Annotated in this window: 16 protein-coding genes; 5 read left to right on the plus strand and 11 right to left on the minus strand. The window is 44.3% G+C overall.

The window, feature by feature from the left end; all coding sequences use genetic code 11:
- Positions 1-106: 106 nt before the first annotated feature.
- From ttcA to AB4558_RS05090, 4 genes are all read right to left on the minus strand, one after another.
- A complete protein-coding gene (ttcA, locus tag AB4558_RS05075; RefSeq protein WP_017059635.1) occupies positions 107-1,000 on the minus strand; it encodes a tRNA 2-thiocytidine(32) synthetase TtcA in 894 nt (297 codons plus the stop codon).
- Between the two features lie 319 nt (positions 1,001-1,319).
- Positions 1,320-1,970, minus strand: coding sequence for a DUF2987 domain-containing protein (locus AB4558_RS05080; protein ID WP_372074966.1), 651 nt, complete (start codon positions 1,968-1,970; stop codon positions 1,320-1,322).
- Positions 1,971-2,093: 123 nt separating this feature from the next.
- The gene (locus tag AB4558_RS05085; RefSeq protein WP_372074967.1) at positions 2,094-2,942 is read right to left on the minus strand and encodes a glucosaminidase domain-containing protein; all 849 of its coding nucleotides are present in this window, start codon (positions 2,940-2,942) and stop codon (positions 2,094-2,096) included.
- Positions 2,935-3,750 carry a membrane protein gene (locus AB4558_RS05090; RefSeq protein WP_017063864.1) on the minus strand — a complete coding sequence of 272 codons (816 nt, stop codon included), beginning with the start codon at positions 3,748-3,750 and terminating at the stop codon, positions 2,935-2,937. Before AB4558_RS05090 ends, AB4558_RS05085 begins: the two co-directional genes overlap by 8 nt.
- A gap of 329 nt (positions 3,751-4,079) precedes the next feature.
- On the opposite strand from AB4558_RS05090, the gene potA reads away from it, so the two are divergent.
- From potA to AB4558_RS05115, 5 genes are all read left to right on the plus strand, one after another.
- On the plus strand, positions 4,080-5,195 hold the full coding sequence (gene potA, locus AB4558_RS05095; RefSeq protein ID WP_017059631.1) for a spermidine/putrescine ABC transporter ATP-binding protein PotA: 1,116 nt from the start codon (positions 4,080-4,082) through the stop codon (positions 5,193-5,195).
- The gene (gene potB, locus AB4558_RS05100) at positions 5,179-6,036 is read left to right on the plus strand and encodes a spermidine/putrescine ABC transporter permease PotB (RefSeq protein WP_017059630.1); all 858 of its coding nucleotides are present in this window, start codon (positions 5,179-5,181) and stop codon (positions 6,034-6,036) included. The genes potA and potB overlap by 17 nt, the downstream gene beginning before the upstream one ends.
- On the plus strand, positions 6,036-6,806 hold the full coding sequence (gene potC / locus AB4558_RS05105) for a spermidine/putrescine ABC transporter permease PotC (protein ID WP_004733706.1): 771 nt from the start codon (positions 6,036-6,038) through the stop codon (positions 6,804-6,806). Before potB ends, potC begins: the two co-directional genes overlap by 1 nt.
- 147 nt (positions 6,807-6,953) lie before the next feature.
- Positions 6,954-7,988, plus strand: coding sequence for an extracellular solute-binding protein (locus tag AB4558_RS05110; protein WP_017059628.1), 1,035 nt, complete (start codon positions 6,954-6,956; stop codon positions 7,986-7,988).
- A gap of 211 nt (positions 7,989-8,199) precedes the next feature.
- Positions 8,200-9,237 carry an extracellular solute-binding protein gene (locus AB4558_RS05115; protein ID WP_048665032.1) on the plus strand — a complete coding sequence of 346 codons (1,038 nt, stop codon included), beginning with the start codon at positions 8,200-8,202 and terminating at the stop codon, positions 9,235-9,237.
- Between the two features lie 95 nt (positions 9,238-9,332).
- Here the strand turns inward: AB4558_RS05115 and cobB are convergent, their stop codons facing one another.
- The 7 genes from cobB to AB4558_RS05150 all read right to left on the minus strand — a co-directional run bounded on the left by cobB (position 9,333) and on the right by AB4558_RS05150 (position 17,097).
- Positions 9,333-10,067 carry a Sir2 family NAD+-dependent deacetylase gene (gene cobB, locus AB4558_RS05120; protein WP_102431930.1) on the minus strand — a complete coding sequence of 245 codons (735 nt, stop codon included), beginning with the start codon at positions 10,065-10,067 and terminating at the stop codon, positions 9,333-9,335.
- 258 nt (positions 10,068-10,325) lie between these two features.
- Complete coding sequence (locus AB4558_RS05125; protein WP_108020685.1) at positions 10,326-11,546, minus strand: ammonium transporter; 1,221 nt, start codon at positions 11,544-11,546, stop codon at positions 10,326-10,328.
- A 377-nt stretch (positions 11,547-11,923) separates the two neighbouring features.
- Positions 11,924-12,340, minus strand: a complete 417-nt coding sequence (locus AB4558_RS05130) for a hypothetical protein (RefSeq protein WP_055318798.1) — start codon at positions 12,338-12,340, stop codon at positions 11,924-11,926.
- Positions 12,324-13,397: a formate dehydrogenase subunit gamma gene (locus AB4558_RS05135; RefSeq protein ID WP_012603931.1), complete on the minus strand. Its 1,074-nt coding sequence runs from the start codon at positions 13,395-13,397 to the stop codon at positions 12,324-12,326. Before AB4558_RS05135 ends, AB4558_RS05130 begins: the two co-directional genes overlap by 17 nt.
- A gap of 13 nt (positions 13,398-13,410) precedes the next feature.
- Complete coding sequence (fdh3B, locus tag AB4558_RS05140) at positions 13,411-14,019, minus strand: formate dehydrogenase FDH3 subunit beta (protein ID WP_004742271.1); 609 nt, start codon at positions 14,017-14,019, stop codon at positions 13,411-13,413.
- Between the two features lie 11 nt (positions 14,020-14,030).
- Entirely contained in the window at positions 14,031-16,886 is a 2,856-nt protein-coding gene (locus AB4558_RS05145; RefSeq protein WP_372055933.1) for a formate dehydrogenase subunit alpha, read from the minus strand.
- A 10-nt stretch (positions 16,887-16,896) separates the two neighbouring features.
- Positions 16,897-17,097, minus strand: a complete 201-nt coding sequence (locus tag AB4558_RS05150; protein ID WP_008217926.1) for a twin-arginine translocation signal domain-containing protein — start codon at positions 17,095-17,097, stop codon at positions 16,897-16,899.
- Positions 17,098-17,143 lie beyond the last annotated feature (46 nt).

A 17,143-nucleotide genomic window follows, 5' to 3' on the forward strand; every position in this document is an offset into this window, starting at 1 on the left:
ACATTTCAGGACGGGACAACTTATAAAAAAACGCCTCAAGCATTGCTTGAGGCGTTTTTGTTTGTCTGTTGTAGGCGCATCTATTGCTCTACAACGATTATTCTTATTATACGTTCGTTACGTCGATGAACATTGACTCATCGATGTTAGAAGATGAAATTTCAGCTTCTTCGAATTCGTACGCTTTGCGGTCTTCACTACGGTCTAGTGGAAGGTTCACGAAGTCAAACAGCTCGCGGTCAGCCAGTTGGCTTGGACTTACGTTCTGGATTGACTTAAAGATCTTCTCAACACGACCTGGCGTTTTCTTATCCCAATCAATTAGCATCGCTTTAATGTTCTGACGCTGTAGATTCTCTTGAGAGCCACATAGGTTACAAGGAATGATTGGGAACTCTTTATGTTCTGCGTATTTGATTAGGTCCGTTTCACGACAGTAAGTCAGTGGACGAATAACAACGTTACGACCATCATCTGAACGAAGCTTTGGTGGCATAGCCTTTAAGCGCGCACCGTGGAACATGTTTAGGAACATGGTCTCAACGATGTCGTCTAGGTGGTGACCCAGAGCGATCTTAGTTGCACCAATCTTCTCTGCGAATGAGTACAAAGTACCACGACGAAGACGAGAACATAGGCCACACGTTGTTTTACCTTCTGGCACTTTCTCTTTAACCACTGAATACGTGTCTTTATCTACGATGTAGTAAGGAATGTTCAGCGTTTCAAAGTACTCAGGAAGAATGTGTTCAGGGAACCCAGGTTGTTTTTGATCTAGGTTTACTGCCACAACATCAAATTTGATCGGTGCTGCTTCACGTAAACGTAGCAAAATATCTAACATCGCAAATGAATCTTTACCGCCACTAATACATGCCATTACTACGTCATTCTCTTCGATCATGTTGTAGTCGATGATGGCATTTCCAACATTTCTTCTCAGACGTTTCTGAAGTTTGTTGAATTCAAGTGTTTCTTTTCTATTATCGTTTTGGTTCATTGCGACTCTCACACCGTCGTATTACCGACTGTAGATTGCTAGTGGGACTGTTTTAGGGCGTGGATTATACGGATTTTTATTTGATGTTGAAATAGTAACGGCCGGATAAACAAGCTGAGTAATAGAAAGATTCTGCTTTTATTGTTCGATAAGCGCCTAAACGGCAGAGAAACGCGGCTTCACAAGCTCTCGGTTGGTATCATAGATAAAGAAAAGCAGCCTGATCTTATTCGATGAGGCTGCTTTAAGATATGTCGCAAAAACTTAGGGGGATGATTTCGCTAAGCTTTTACTTCACTAACAATGATTCTGTTAAAAATTATTGCGCGGGAATGTACGGCAATACGCGAACTGTTGGTTCTGGCAACGTGATGCTGTCACTTCCATTCAGTTCTTCTAAGGTGAATTTCGCACGTCCTTCTTTGATTGGTAGTTGCTTGCCATTTGAAAGCTCGATGTTGCCTTCCAGCTTATTAGCGAACTCTAGCGTTAACCCTTGGATATCTGGCGTGAACCAACCAGAGAACATACCGCTGACGTCTTCAAGCATCGCCTGCATCTGTGGCAATAGATTTTCTATCTGTGTAACTTCAACAGTTCCAACTAAAGGCTCTTGAGTCATCACGACCAAAGAATACGCACATTCTTGTTCTTGAGTTTGTACAAAGATAAGAGGGTTTGCTGAACGAAGGTTTTGATCTACCGGTAGAAGCAGTTCATTGGCTGGAGAGACTTTTAGCTCTTCGTAGTGCTCTTCTTTTTCCATCCAAGCTTTGCTGATGTGACAGGTTTGCTGAGCTTGTTGATCAACAAAGAAGACCGCAACTTTGACATCATCATGCCCTTCTTTGGTGTTGTTTTTCAGCTGAGTATAAAGCTTAGAATACGTGAACATGTATTCTTGCGCTGTAGCAGGAAGAGAAACCCCAAGGCTTAATGAGGCTAATAAAGCGAGTGCTGTCTTTTTCATTATTATAATCTTGTCGAAGTTGAGCGTTTATAAATAGAAAGAGCAGCCAATGAGCTGCTCTTTTTGTGATATTACTTGGTATAAGCCGACTATCGAAGGCAACCAAGTTGGTATCAAAATGAGTTACTTTTTCCAGTATACCTCGTTGTGACGGATCATAGCTTGTAAATCAGTCACATAGTCGGAACCTCGCTCAGAATATTTTAACAAGCCATTGGTGAGCTCTGTCGCCGTTGCGGTTGTTAAAAGATCATCACCTTGGGCAGCAAGTTTTGCACGAATCGCTCTTAGATCGGCGTAAGCACGATTACGATTAAGGTTCATGAAGTAACGATGTACGGATTCTTGGCTTGAAGAGAATGTGGCGACTTCATGCGAGCTACCTTCGTTACGTTGTAGCGGAACAAGGCCACAACCTTTGGTATAACACCAATGTCCAAAATAGTTGTTCGCTTTGGTGGCGAAACGCGATGTTCCCCAAGCCGACTCATTCGCAGCTTGTGTCAGTACAAGTGCCTCTGGCAGCACATTCACGCGGTTAAGCATCTCTGTCAGCCATACTTGATCTAAACCTTCACTAGGTACAGGCAAGCTGTATAACTTCCCTAACCTTTTCGCATAAGACGCGTCTTCAGAATCAATACTGCTTAAACCGGACTCAGAGAGCTTAGTTAAAAACGCGCGTTCTTTGGTGATACGTTTGTTTTCGATATTGATACTTGGACGTAGGAACGAAAAGAAGGTGTCCTTTTTCTCGTTCACATCTTCGATGGCCGCAAAGTTTGGTGTGCTCGAAGAAACCGTCAAGTCACCAAATTGGTCAGTGGAATTGGCGCTCTGCTCTGTCGTACGTCGACGCTCCTCTTCTTGGTAAATATAAGGACCAATTAGTGAAATAGAGCCAACAAGAGCCAGTGCCGTCACTTTTAGCGCAAGTGATTTACTTGCGCTTAATTTAGAGTTGTTATGCATCGAATACCTGTGGGTCTTTATTGTTGCTACCGTTGTGGTCGTCATCGCTCTTTGGACGATCTGAAGCAATCAGTTTCAACTTGATGCCAAACATTTCACGGTAAAGGATTCCTTTCACGTGGAAGAAGAACGGAAGAACGAAGATTAAGCCAATGCCGTACATCATTGCCGCGACGATGAACATCAGCATTACTAATAGGTAGATAGAAGCAACGGTGAAGATTTTTTTGTTGACAGCACGCAGAGAAAGCAGCAGCGATTGCATTGGCGGCACTTTCTTATCACAAATCAGCAGAATCGAATGGCTGAACGCCAGTGAGAAGTAGATAGACAAGAACGGCAGAATCATACCTGCGATGCCTTGAAGCATTAGGCTAAATAAAGTCACTAGGATAACGGGAACCGTAAACTGCAAACCTTTACCAATGTGGCGTACTTTGGTTTGTAGACCAGCAGCGTGGCTCATGGCCATTAAACAGATACCAGCATAGATAGGTGCACTGATCACTTCATAGCTAAAGTTCGCAATAAAAATCGATTCAACGATTTGTGGCGTGAACGACTCTGGGTCGATAACCGCATCCAAGATAACCGCAGGATCACCAAGCTGTAGTTTTAGTGCGATATAAAAGATAGCGAGCTGCACAAACATCAAAGCAATAATCGCTGGGGAAAACGAAAGAAAGTGACTTATCGTATGTTTCCAAGCTTCTTGGAATACAGCCGTTGCTTTGAGCTCATAATCGCCAGAAAGTGCACGGTTGATACTACCGCCCAAATTAAAATCTTTTTCGATGTCGTTGTTCATATTGATACCTAGGTGTGCCGATTAAGCGAAGCCACCTAACTTATTGATAAAAAATTACCTTCATTATACTCATATGTCGGATACAAACTAAAATATGAATCTGTAACAAGGCTTGCTTTTGCGTCTTAATGGTTAATAATTAGACACTTGTTAGGGTGTAGACCCAGTAAATAACAGTATGGTAAAGGATGTTTACTTTTACCTGCGAAATTTTTTATCTTCGAAAGGTAAAAAATGCTTTGAATTCACGTTTTTGGTGATTATGATGCGCGCCTTAAAGGTGTATAGCAACAGGTCTCAAATAGAACCAAGGTGGAGAAAAACAGACGTTGAACGCTAAAAAATCAGTAGGAAAGCCAGTAGTACAGCTAACTGGCATCAGTAAAAGTTTCGATGGTAAGGAAGTCATCGGCAATCTGGATTTAAACGTAAATCATGGTGAGTTTCTCACGATTTTAGGCCCATCAGGTTGTGGTAAAACAACCGTGCTAAGAATGATTGCGGGTTTTGAAACGGCAGATAGTGGTCAAATACTATTAGCTGAACAAAACGTAACCCAAGTTCCTGCTGAACAAAGGCATGTAAACACTGTATTCCAAAGCTATGCCCTATTCCCGCATATGACCGTTTTCGACAATGTGGCATTTGGCTTACGCATGCAGAAAGTTCCAAACAGCGAGATTGAACCTCGTGTAATGGATGCTTTGAAAATGGTGCGCCTAGAACAAATGGCACAACGAAAGCCACACCAGCTATCTGGTGGTCAACAGCAACGTATCGCAATCGCTCGTGCTGTCGTTAATAAGCCTAAAGTTCTTTTGTTGGATGAATCTCTATCTGCTCTGGATTACAAACTACGTAAACAGATGCAAATCGAGCTGAAACAATTACAACGCCAACTTGGTATCACGTTCATTTTTGTAACGCATGACCAAGAAGAGGCGCTGTCTATGTCTGACCGTATTATTGTTATGCGTGATGGCGTGATTGAACAAGACGGAACACCAAGAGAGATCTACGAAGAGCCTAAGAACCTATTTGTAGCGCGTTTCATTGGTGAAATTAACGTATTCGAAGCGACAGCGAAATCTCGTCAAGATGAAAAACGCATTGTTGCGACAATCGAAGGTGAAGAGTCCATTATCTATCACGATAAAGACGTAACACCGGGTCAAAAACTGCAAGTATTGCTTCGCCCTGAAGATCTTCGAATCGAAGAAATTAAAGAGTCAGAGCAACGCGGTATTGTTGGCCATATTGTCGAGCGAACCTATAAAGGCATGACATTAGATTCAGTCGTAGAACTTGAATCTGGTATGCGTGTCATGGTTAGCGAATTCTTCAACGAAGATGACCCTGATGTTGATCACTCACTGGGCCAAAAAGTTGCAGTAACTTGGGTTGAGAGCTGGGAAGTGGTATTAGAAGATGAGCAAGAAGTTTAATTTACAAAACGCAATTGTTGCTTTAATCACAGGTTGGTTAGTGCTGTTCGTGATGATTCCAAACATCATGATCATCGGTACTAGCTTCTTAACTCGTGATGAAGCGAACTTGATCGAGATGACCTTCACCCTCGATAACTACGTGCGTTTGGCTGACCCGCTGTATTTTAAAGTGTTGATGCACTCTTTCTATATGGCAATTGTCGCAACCCTACTTTGTTTAATTATTGGTTACCCGTTCGCTTACATCGTGGCAAAAATGCCTGCGAAGTGGCGTCCAATCATGTTGTTCCTAGTGATTGTCCCATTTTGGACTAACTCTTTGATTCGTACTTATGGATTGAAGATTGTACTGGGTACGCAAGGTGTCTTGAACAAAAGTTTGTTAGCGCTAGATATCATTGATAAACCGCTACGTATCATGTACTCAGAAACCGCAGTAATGATCGGTTTAGTGTACATCCTACTTCCGTTTATGATTCTGCCGCTGTATTCAGCGATTGAGAAACTGGATGATACGTATTTAGAAGCGGCTAAAGATTTAGGTGCGAACAAACTGCAAACGCTATTGAAAGTTGTACTGCCCCTAACAATGCCGGGCATTATCGGCGGTTGTTTATTAGTACTACTGCCAGCGTTAGGTATGTTCTACATCTCTGACCTATTAGGCGGAGCTAAGAACCTATTGATTGGTAACGTGATTAAGAGCCAAGTGCTCAACGCTCGAGACTGGCCGTTTGGTGCAGCGACGAGTATCGCACTGACCATGGCAATGGCTGTGATGCTGTATGCCTACTACCGAGCAGGTAAGTTATTGAATAAGAAAGTGGAGCTAGACTAATGGGTCGCACAGTTAAGTTCAGCTTTATGGCGCTGGTATACGCCTTTCTATACCTACCTATTATCGTATTGATTGCTAACTCGTTTAATGCCAATAAGTTTGGTATGAAATGGGGTGGCTTCACGACTAAATGGTATGACGCGCTTATTAACAACGACAGCCTAATGCAGGCTGCGTGGCACTCGATCAACGTAGCGGTGTTCTCAGCAACAGCCGCAACGATTGTCGGTAGCCTTACAGCAGTAGCCCTATTCCGTTATCAATTTAAAGGTAAAGGCATCGTAAATGGCATGTTGTTCATTGTAATGATGTCACCAGATATCGTAATGGCAATTTCGTTACTGGCTCTGTTCTTAGTAATGGGTGTACAACTTGGGTTCTTTACCCTACTTGCTGCTCACATTACCTTCTGTCTACCGTTCGTTGTGGTAACGGTTTACAGTCGCTTGAATGGCTTTGATGTGAAGATGTTAGAAGCAGCAAAAGACTTAGGTGCGAGCGAATGGACGATCCTAAAACAGATCATCTTACCACTTGCTAAGCCAGCGGTTGCTGCGGGTTGGTTATTGAGCTTCACTCTGTCTCTGGACGATGTGATCATCAGTTCTTTCGTAACCGGTCCAACGTATGAAATCTTACCCCTGAAGATTTACTCAATGGTTAAAGTGGGTATCTCTCCTGAGGTAAACGCCCTAGCAACAGTGATGTTAGTGGTGTCATTAATACTGGTGATCATTTCTCAGTTATTAGCGAGAGAAAAAATCAAGTAAGTCTCCTACTCTATAAAGAGACAGGCTTGGTAAGAAGTTAAGCTACTTCAAGTTCAAAAAAGTGTTAATCATAAACAGAATGGTAAATTGCCATTCTGTTTTTCTATCTACTGCCTTCGGGCAACGTTTAGTTTGGAGCTAACGTCAATGAAAAAATGGGCTACTCTATTAGCTGGTAGTGCATGTGCGCTTTCAATGTTATCTGCACCATCATTTGCAAAAGATAACAAAGAATTGGTATTCATGAACTGGGGACCTTACATCAACAGTGAGATTCTAGAACAGTTCACTGATGAAACTGGTATCAAGGTTATCTACTCGACTTACGAGTCGAACGAAACCCTGTACGCAAAGCTAAAAACACACAACAAAGGCTACGACCTAGTTGTGCCGTCGACTTACTTCGTATCTAAGATGCGTGACGAAGGTATGCTACAAAAGATCGACAAAACTAAGCTGAACAACTTCAAGAATCTAGATACTAACTACCTAGATAAGCCGTACGACCCAAGTAACGACTACTCTATTCCACACGTAGTTGCGATCACAGGTCTTGCTGTTAACACTGACATGTACGATCCAGAAGATTTCCAAAGCTGGGCTGATCTATGGAAGCCTGAGCTTGAAGGTCAACTAATGATGATGGATGACACTCGTGAAGTGTTCCACATCGCACTGCGTAAGTTAGGTTACTCTGGTAACACAACAAACGAGAAAGAGATCGACGAAGCGTACGCTGAGCTACAAAAGCTGATGCCAAACGTTCTAGTATTTAACTCAGATAACCCAGGCGCGCCATATATGTCTGGTGAAGTTGGACTTGGTATGCTGTGGAACGGTTCTGCTGCCGCTGCGCAAAACGAAGGTCTACCAATCAAATTGGTTTTCCCTAAAGAAGGCGGTATCGGTTGGGTTGATAACTTTGCAATCAGTTCTGGTGCGGTAAACGTAGAAGCGGCTCATAAGATGATCGACTTCCTACTTCGCCCTGAAATTGCTGAGCAGATTTCTCGCGATACTGGCTACCTAACGGCAGTTAAAGCGTCTAACGAGAAGTTCAAAGACAGCCCTGCTCTGTTCCCGTCTCAAGAAGACCTTGACCGTGTTGAATGGCAAGCTGCAGTTGGCGACAAGACAGTGAAGTACGAAGATTACTTCATGAAACTTAAAGCAGGTCAGTAACTTAGCTTATTATCTAATGGCGACTAAGTAATAGGTTTACTTCACAAGCCTAGCTAGATAATCAACAAGTTAAAAATAAGAATATCAATGAATAGGCAGCTTAGGCTGCCTATTTTATTATATCGCTGCTATAATATACCGCGATTTTTAGGAATCCTTTTACTTTGGGCTCACTACCCAACTTCAAATCAAACAAATGAACGGAACAGTAATGAAAAAAACACTGTATACCGGCGCATTGTGTGCTGCTACTTTACTTTCTACACCCTCTTTCGCAGCTGACCAAGAACTGTATTTTTACAACTGGTCTGAATATATCCCAAATGAAGTATTAGAAGACTTCACAAAAGAGACGGGCATTAAGGTTTATTACTCTACTTATGAGTCTAACGAAAGCATGTACGCTAAGTTAAAAACTCAAGGTACGGGTTATGACTTAGTGGTTCCTTCTACTTACTTCGTTTCTAAGATGCGTAAAGAAGGCATGCTTCAAGAGCTTGATAAAACTAAGCTAAGCCACTTTGCTGATTTGGATCCAAATTACTTAGATAAGCCATTTGACCCAAGCAACAACTACTCAATCCCATACATTTGGGGTGCAACGGGCATTGGTATCAACTCAGATATGCTAGACAAGTCTTCAGTGAAAAACTGGGGCGACCTGTGGGATACACAGTGGGAAGGTCAGTTGATGATGATGGATGACTCTCGTGAGGTTTTCCATATCGCTTTATCTAAACTGGGTTACTCTCCAAACACAACCAACCCAGAAGAAATCAAAGAAGCGTACGAAGAACTTCGTAAGCTGATGCCAAACGTATTGGTATTTAACTCAGACTTCCCTGCGAACCCTTACCTAGCGGGTGAAGTGTCACTTGGTATGCTTTGGAATGGCTCTGCTTACATGGCACGCCAAGAAGGTGCAACGATTGACATTATCTGGCCGGAGAAAGGCGCTATCTTCTGGATGGACAGCCTAGCGATTCCATCTGGTGCTAAGAACATCGAAGCGGCTCATAAGATGATCGATTTCCTTCTTCGCCCAGAGAACGCAGCGAAAATTGCTCTAGAGATCGGCTACCCGACTCCAGTAAAAACCGCTTACCCTCTTCTTCCAAAAGAATTTGCTGAAGACAAGAACGTTTTCCCACCACAAGCAGTGATGGATAACGGTGTATGGCAAGATGAAGTTGGTGAAGCGAGCGTCATTTATGACGAGTACTTCCAAAAACTTAAAGTGAACAACTAAGTTATTGTTAGTTAATCAGTTAAGTAAATAAAGCGGCGTAAGCCGCTTTATTTTTTTCAGATTCAGAAACTGATGTGCTTTATCAAAGACAAGGCTTAGGCCGTTAAAGAACCTTTCTCTGAACATAACAATTCCCCGACTAGTTTAGGTACCTCGATACTCGCCTTACCGTAACGTTTCTCTTCAAACTCACTTTCAACCGCGCTTGGTTCTAGATTGATCTCTATTGTGTGCGCACCATGCATTTTTGCATCATGAACAAAGCCTGCAGCTGGATAAACAACACCTGAAGTTCCGATAGAGATAAAGAGATCGGCTTCTTCGAGTGCTGAATAGATGTCACCCATTCTTAATGGCATTTCGCCAAACCACACAATATGAGGACGCATTTGCGCTGGAATTTGACAACAGTGACAAAGTTCACCAGTTTCAATATCACCTTTATATTCGATAACTTGATTCGATTCACTGCAACGTGCTTTTAGAAGTTCACCGTGCATGTGGATAATGTTGTTACTACCGCCTCTCTCGTGCAGGTTGTCGATGTTCTGAGTGATGATTGTTACTTTACCATCAAGTTTGTCTTCAAGCTCACCTAGCGCCTTGTGGGCTGAGTTTGGATGAATGCCCTCACCTTGTAAACCATGGCGACGCTTGTTATAGAATGCTTGAACCAAGTCGGGATCTTTAGCAAACCCTTCTGGAGTGGCGACATCTTCGATTTTATGGTTTTCCCATAGCCCGTCTTGTGCTCGGAATGTTTGTATCCCCGACTCCGCAGAGATGCCAGCGCCAGTAAGAATTACGATATTTCGATATGGGAAATGCATACAACGTCCTTTTCAATATGTCACTTTGTAACAGCTTAGCACTGTTCAAATTCCAACAATAGTTTTAGGGATTAGACCATAGTCTTAGGCAACTGAATTCATTGGCTATTTGTGACATAACTCGCTTGATGGGTGCTGCCGTTGTTACGCAAACTCTCCGTTTTGCTTTTCACTGAAACAAAAAAAGCGACCGAAGCCGCTTAGTTCTGTTTAACTGATGCCTACTTGATGAGCCTAAACCCATCAAAGTGAACGACGTTAGTCTTCGTTGATAGATGAGATCTTATGGATTGAAAGATCCGCACCGTTGAACTCATCTTCTTCACTTAAACGTAGGCCAGTTAGCTTGCTGAGCACGCCGTAAACAATCAAAGCACCAATCAGAGCAACAGCAATACCCGCCAGTGTACCAACCACTTGAGAAGCAAAGCTCACACCGCCTAAGCCCCAGAATGTTTGCGAACCGAAGATACCCGCTGCAATGCCACCCCAAGCGCCACATACACCATGCAGAGGCCATACACCCAATACATCATCAATCTGTGTTTTGTTTTGCATGTACGTGAACAAGTAAACGAACAACGCGCCTGCCACACCGCCTGTCACCAAAGCGCCTAATGGGTGCATTAAGTCTGAACCTGCACAAATTGCTACTAAGCCAGCCAAAGGACCATTATGGATAAAGCCCGGGTCATTCTTACCAGCAACAAGCGCCGCAAGAATACCGCCAACCATTGCCATCAGTGAGTTCATCGCCACTAGGCCGCTGATGCCGTTGATTGCTTGTGCAGACATCACGTTAAAGCCAAACCAACCCACACATAAGATCCAAGAACCTAGTGCTAAAAATGGAATGTTCGATGGTGCGAAGTTAGTGTGCTTACCCGCGCGGATGCGACCTTTACGCATCCCTAAGAAGTAAACCGCAACCAATGCAATCCAACCGCCGACACCGTGAACCACTACCGAGCCTGCGAAGTCATGGAAACCATAGCCAAACAGGCCTTCTAGCCAATCTTGGAAACCAAAGTTACCGTTCCAAATGATGCCTTCGAAAAATGGGTAGATGAAACCAACGGTAAATAACGTTGCGATCAAAATTGGATAGAAACGTGCACGCTCTGCGATACCACCAGAAACAATCGCAGGAATTGCGGCTGCGAAGGTCATTAGGAAGAAGAACTTAACCAGTTCGTAACCATTACCTTGTGAGAGCGTTTCAGCATCGGCAAAAAAGTGTGCACCGTAAGCAACCCAGTAACCGATAAAGAAATAAGCGATGGCGGAGACACCAAAGTCGGAAAGGATTTTAACCAGCGCGTTTACTTGGTTTTTCTTTCGCACGGTACCGACTTCGAGAAAAGCAAAGCCTGCATGCATCAGGAAGACCATGATTGCGCCAAGTAGTAGGAATAAAGTATCTGAACTTTGGGTAAGGGTTTGTACTGCACTATGAACTTGAGTCACCGTTTCACTCATTAAAGCATTCTCCTTCGCTTTATCTGATTTGCACTGATATCGTGCGATTCAATGTTGTAATTAATTAAAGACTCAACAGTAAACGCAAGATGTGTTCCAAGTGTTAAGGGTAATTTTCGTGCAACAGATTTTAATTTTAAGTCGTTGATTATTAGGGTCTAAATATTTACGTGCACTTTTATGGTTATTAAAAATTGAAAAAACAACCACGACAATTGCACCAAATAAGGGAGTTGCACCATATTGAAGCGGCCAATAAGTAGGTTCTGATACAGAGAGCGGCTGACAACAATTTACTGTTCCATAGCCTAAAAACAAAAAGCCCAGTGAATTTGAATCACTGGGCTTTCTTTAGATATGTCGTTAACGTGTTAGCGTTAGAGGTTTGGCCCTGTCGACGGGCTTTGCGGTAGGTTTTGACTTAAACGCTGCATGCCTTGATACATACGGATAAACCAAACCACAATCGCAACACCACCGAACAACATGCCTACATATGGAATGTAGTAAGCGATGTCATCGATAATATGGTTTTGATACCAGTAATCGTTCACACCGATTAACACGCCATTAGAGGTCGCTACCGTTACGATAAGCACCACGAAGAACGTCAGGTTCAAGAAGAACGAGCGAATCAGTCCGTAGTAATGGGTATCCACTACTTCCCCGTCTTCGCCTTTATCTAAACGATAGCCCGCGTAGATGATGGCAACCACACCAGAGAGAAGGCAAGTAAATGGTGTAAAGCAGCTTAGTATGTAAGCGACCCAAATACCTTTATGAGGTTTGTTCATTCTTATTCACCCCTTCCGTTTTCTCTGTTGCTGCGTTAGCGCTTTGCTCAACGCCGTTTTTCTCTTGTTCCATCACTTCTTTGTACCAAAGGTCATGGTGCTCTTTAGCCCAAGTCTCATCAACTTCGCCTGTTACCATGCCTTCTAGTGCCCCTTCCATACCGAACAAGCCGATGTAGATGTGGAACACGAAACCACAGATAAGGATCAAAGCAGCTAACATATGGACTAGGTTTGAAAGCTCCATATCTCGACGCGTTTGACCGAAGATTGGGAAGTCTAAAACCAAGCCACTGATCGCAGCCACACTACCCATAACAATCAATAGCCAGAACAGTGCTTTTTCACCCGCGTTCGAGAACTCTGCAGATGGGTGAGAACCTTTATGTTTCCCTACCATGCCACCCAGTTTCATGAACCACTGGATATCGACCATCTTAAAGATAGACTTGCGCCACCACTTGATCAGAACAGCCATCAACAGCACATAGAAAATCGGTCCGATGTAGTTGTGGTATTGCTTAGCCAGTAGAACAATGAAGCCCCATAGATCCGTTGGGATATAAGGTTTCAAGAAGTGTTTACCGTAAACCAACATCAAACCACTGAATGCCAGTGTTAAGAAGGTAAACGCCATGCTCCAGTGCAATGCACGATCAAGTCGAGACCAACGTTTGATCTTACGACCTGTTCTTGGTGCGCTTAGCATTAGCGGTCCAATCACAACGTACATCAAAGTCACGAAAGCAATACTGCCAAAGATAGCGACGGCACCGGCTGGTGACATCCACTTCTCTTTCAATATGTACCACGTCTGACCTGGAGTACTGATTAACACACCGTGTTCAGCCGATTGAGATGTGGTGTAACCTTCTTCACCATTTCTTACTTGTCGCCAAAAATCGGCACCAGCAAGTTGAGTGATTTCTCGTTGAGCAGAGCTCGATTGAGTTTGTGATGAGTTCGTCTCAGATGCATGACTCATAGGAGAAAGCATTGTTAGTGCTGCCAACATAGGCAGCACAACAAGGAAGAGACGCTTAAACATTGTAAGCATATGTCTCTCCTACTTAGCTCTTAGTCGCATCGTAAGAAAGGTCGTTGCCGTCTGTCCAACCAGCACCTTTCGCACCACGTTCAACTACACGCTGACGGAAAACATCAGAAACTTTCTCTGCGTCACCCGCTAGCAGTGCTTTGGTTGAACAAAGCGAAGCACACATTGGCAGTTTGCCTTCTGCAATACGGTTCGCACCGTACTTTTGACGCTCCTCAACAGAACCTGGCTCTGTTTCTGGGCCGCCAGCACAGAAGGTACATTTGTCCATCTTACCGCGCTCACCAAACGCTTCCTGTTTAGGGAATTGAGGTGCGCCAAACGGACAAGCAAACAAGCAGTAACCACAACCGATACAAAGATCTTTATTGTGAAGTACGATGCCGTCTTCTGTATGTTCAAAACAGTCTGCAGGACAAACTGCCATACAAGGCGCATCAGTACAGTGCATACACGCTACTGAGATAGAGTTTTCACCCGGTTCGCCATCGTTCAATGTCACAACGCGACGACGTTGAATACCCCATTCCAGAGCATCATCATTTTCATTCTTACATGCAGTGACACAACCGTTACATTCGATACAACGCTTGGTGTCACAAAGAAATTTCATTCTAGCCATTTTAAGACTCCTTACGCTTTACGAATATTACAAAGGGTTACTTTCGTTTCCTGCATCAACGTGACAGGGTCGTAACCGTATGTGGTTGCTGTGTTAGCAGCTTCACCAATAACGTAAGGATCAGTGCCTTCTGGGTATTTAGAACGCAAATCTTCGCCTTGGAACTTACCACCGAAGTGGAATGGGATGAATGCCAGCCCCGGTTTCACACGACGTGTAACCATCGCTTTCACCTTAATTCGGCCCTTCTCAGCACCCTCAACCCAAACATCATCACCGTCTTTAAAGCCGATGTCGTTCGCGTCTTTCGGGTTCACTTCAACGAACATCTCTTGTTGAAGTTCTGCTAGCCAAGGGTTAGAACGTGTCTCTTCACCACCACCTTCGTACTCAACCAGACGACCAGAAGTCAGGATAATCGGGTATTCACCAGATTTGTCTTGCTCTTGAATCGACTTGTAAAGCGTAGGTACACGGAAGATCGCCTCTTTGTCATCCCATGTTGGGTAATCAGCAACAAGATCACGACGTGGCGTGTAAAGTGGCTCACGGTGTAGAGGTACGCGGTCTGGGAATGTCCAAACAATCGCACGCGCTTTCGCATTACCAAACGGGATACAACCATGCTTGATAGCCACACGTTGGATGCCACCAGAAACGTCAGTCTTCCAGTTTTTACCTTCAGCAGAGGCTTTTTCTTCTGCTGTTAGGTCGTCCCACCACCCCAGTTGTTTCAGCAGTTTGTCACTGAACTCTGGGTAACCATCTTTGATTTCGCTGCCTTTTGAGTAGCTGTCTTCAGCCAATAGGCTTTGACCTTCAAATTCGACACCGAAACGAGTACGGAAGTTACCGCCGCCCTCAGCAACTGGTTTAGACGTATCGTAAAGGATATGCGTACCTGGGTGTTTCATTTCTGGGTTGCCCCAACATGGCCAAGGCAGACCGTAAGTCTCGCCATTCGCTGGGCCGCCTTCTGCAGCAAGCGTGGTTTTGTGGAACGTGTGCCAGTTTTGTTGGTGTTCTTTCAAACGCTCTGGGCTTTGACCTGTATAGCCGATCGTCCACATACCTTTGTTGAATTCACGAGTGATGTCTTCAATCAATGGTTGATTGTTCTCAACACGGATGTTTTTGAACAGTTGATCAGAGAAACCAAGCTTCTTAGAAAGAAGGTACATGATTTCGTGGTCAGGCTTAGATTCGAACAGAGGATCAACAACCTTATCACGCCACTGTAGAGAACGGTTTGACGCCGTTACACTGCCGTAGGTTTCAAATTGAGTGGTTGCTGGAAGCAAGTAAACGCCGTCGGTGCGATCGTTCATTACTGCCGCGACTGTTGGGTATGGGTCAACGATAACCATCATATCCAGCTTCTGCATCGCCTTCTTCATCTCTGGACCACGAGTCTGAGAGTTCACTGCGTGACCCCAGTAGAACATGGCACGGATGTTTTCGCGTTGGCGAATCTTGTCTTTGTCTTCAAGTACGCCATCAACCCAACGAGATACAGGAATACCTGCACTGTTCATTGGTTTTTGACCGCCGTATGCGTTGTCGTCGAAACGGCCTTTCACCCAGTCAAAGTCGATATCCCAAACTTTTGACCAGTGACGCCAAGAACCTTCAGACAAGCCGTAGTAGCCTGGAAGTGTGTCTGACAGTACGCCAAGGTCGGTTGCGCCTTGTACGTTATCGTGACCACGGAAAATGTTTGCACCGCCACCTGACTTGCCGATGTTACCTAGCGCAAGCTCAAGTACACAGTAAGCACGTGTGTTGTTGTTACCCGTCGTGTGTTGAGTACCACCCATACACCAAACGATACAACCCGGACGGTTTTCAGAAAGCAGTTTTGCTGTGTGGTAAACGTCTTGTTCACTTACGCCAGTAACGCGCTCAACTTCAGCTGGGCTCCACTTCGCGACTTCTTCACGGATCTCGTCCATGCCGAATACACGTTGGCGGATGAACTCTTGGTCTTCCCATTGGTTAGCAAAGACATGCCATAACACACCCCAGATAAACGCAACGTCTGAACCTGGGCGAAGAGAAACATAGTGATCAGATTTCGCAGCAGTACGCGTACGACGAGGATCCGCAACAACGATCTTACAGTTGTTCTTCTCTTTCGCGATTAAGATGTGCTGCATCGCAACCGGGTGAGCTTCTGCTGGGTTCGAACCAATGAACAGCATCGATTTACAGTTGTGCATGTCATTGAACGAGTTTGTCATTGCACCGTAACCCCAAGTGTTCGCAACACCGGCTACTGTGGTTGAGTGACAAATACGTGCTTGGTGGTCAACGTTGTTGGTGCCCCAAAGCGAAGCCATCTTACGGAATGCATAAGCTTGCTCGTTACTGTGTTTCGCACTACCTAGGAAGTAAACTGAATCAGGGCCAGACTCTTTACGAAGTTCTAGCGCTTTGTTACCGATCTCTTCAATCGCTTGTTCCCAAGAAAGCTTCTTCCACTTACCGCCTTCCAATTTCATTGGGTACTTAAGACGACGTTCACCGTGGCCGTGCTCACGAAGTGCTGCACCTTTCGCACAGTGTCCACCAGCGTTGAATGGGTGATCGAATGCAGGCTCTTGACCTGTCCATACGCCATTTTGAACTTCAGCGTAGATACCACAACCCACAGAACAGTGAGAACAGATAGTACGTTTCACTTCTGTTTTCGCTTCTGGATCGACTGATTTAGCCTGTGCTTTCTTCATCATACCTGGTGCAAATAGACTTGCGCCTACCACTGCGCCACCAGCAGCTAATGAAGTGTTTTTCATGAAGGCACGTCGAGACACACCTAGCTGATTGGTTTCTTTGCTCACACTATCGGAGCGTTTGACAAGTTTCATCCGTTATCTCCTAAAGTGTGTCGTAGTAATCGCGAATGTGTTGCGTCTCACGATACCCTGTCTTCTTCACGTCTTCTTTCGAAATTTCAACAGTTTCTGAAGCGGTTGCCACTTTAGTTGTACCAGCGACAACGGCACCAGCAACGGCTGCAGTCGTCAAGCCTTTGAGTAGATCCCTACGGCTTGTATTTATATCTTTATTATCTTTCATCATTGCTTCCTTACCTTACGGTAGATCTTTTTTTGGAGGCTTAATG

The organism is Vibrio sp. 10N.222.51.C5, assembly GCF_041474575.1.
Lineage (GTDB): Bacteria > Pseudomonadota > Gammaproteobacteria > Enterobacterales > Vibrionaceae > Vibrio > Vibrio crassostreae_C.

Coding starts and splice junctions, on each gene's coding strand:
- ttcA (WP_017059635.1), bottom strand. CDS start 1,000: ATGAACCAAAACGATAATAGAAAAGAAACACTTGAATTCAACAAACTT.
- AB4558_RS05080 (WP_372074966.1), bottom strand. CDS start 1,970: ATGAAAAAGACAGCACTCGCTTTATTAGCCTCATTAAGCCTTGGGGTT.
- AB4558_RS05085 (WP_372074967.1), bottom strand. CDS start 2,942: ATGCATAACAACTCTAAATTAAGCGCAAGTAAATCACTTGCGCTAAAA.
- AB4558_RS05090 (WP_017063864.1), bottom strand. CDS start 3,750: ATGAACAACGACATCGAAAAAGATTTTAATTTGGGCGGTAGTATCAAC.
- potB (WP_017059630.1), top strand. CDS start 5,179: ATGAGCAAGAAGTTTAATTTACAAAACGCAATTGTTGCTTTAATCACA.
- potC (WP_004733706.1), top strand. CDS start 6,036: ATGGGTCGCACAGTTAAGTTCAGCTTTATGGCGCTGGTATACGCCTTT.
- AB4558_RS05110 (WP_017059628.1), top strand. CDS start 6,954: ATGAAAAAATGGGCTACTCTATTAGCTGGTAGTGCATGTGCGCTTTCA.
- AB4558_RS05115 (WP_048665032.1), top strand. CDS start 8,200: ATGAAAAAAACACTGTATACCGGCGCATTGTGTGCTGCTACTTTACTT.
- cobB (WP_102431930.1), bottom strand. CDS start 10,067: ATGCATTTCCCATATCGAAATATCGTAATTCTTACTGGCGCTGGCATC.
- AB4558_RS05125 (WP_108020685.1), bottom strand. CDS start 11,546: ATGAGTGAAACGGTGACTCAAGTTCATAGTGCAGTACAAACCCTTACC.
- AB4558_RS05130 (WP_055318798.1), bottom strand. CDS start 12,340: ATGAACAAACCTCATAAAGGTATTTGGGTCGCTTACATACTAAGCTGC.
- AB4558_RS05135 (WP_012603931.1), bottom strand. CDS start 13,397: ATGCTTACAATGTTTAAGCGTCTCTTCCTTGTTGTGCTGCCTATGTTG.
- fdh3B (WP_004742271.1), bottom strand. CDS start 14,019: ATGGCTAGAATGAAATTTCTTTGTGACACCAAGCGTTGTATCGAATGT.
- AB4558_RS05145 (WP_372055933.1), bottom strand. CDS start 16,886: ATGAAACTTGTCAAACGCTCCGATAGTGTGAGCAAAGAAACCAATCAG.
- AB4558_RS05150 (WP_008217926.1), bottom strand. CDS start 17,097: ATGAAAGATAATAAAGATATAAATACAAGCCGTAGGGATCTACTCAAA.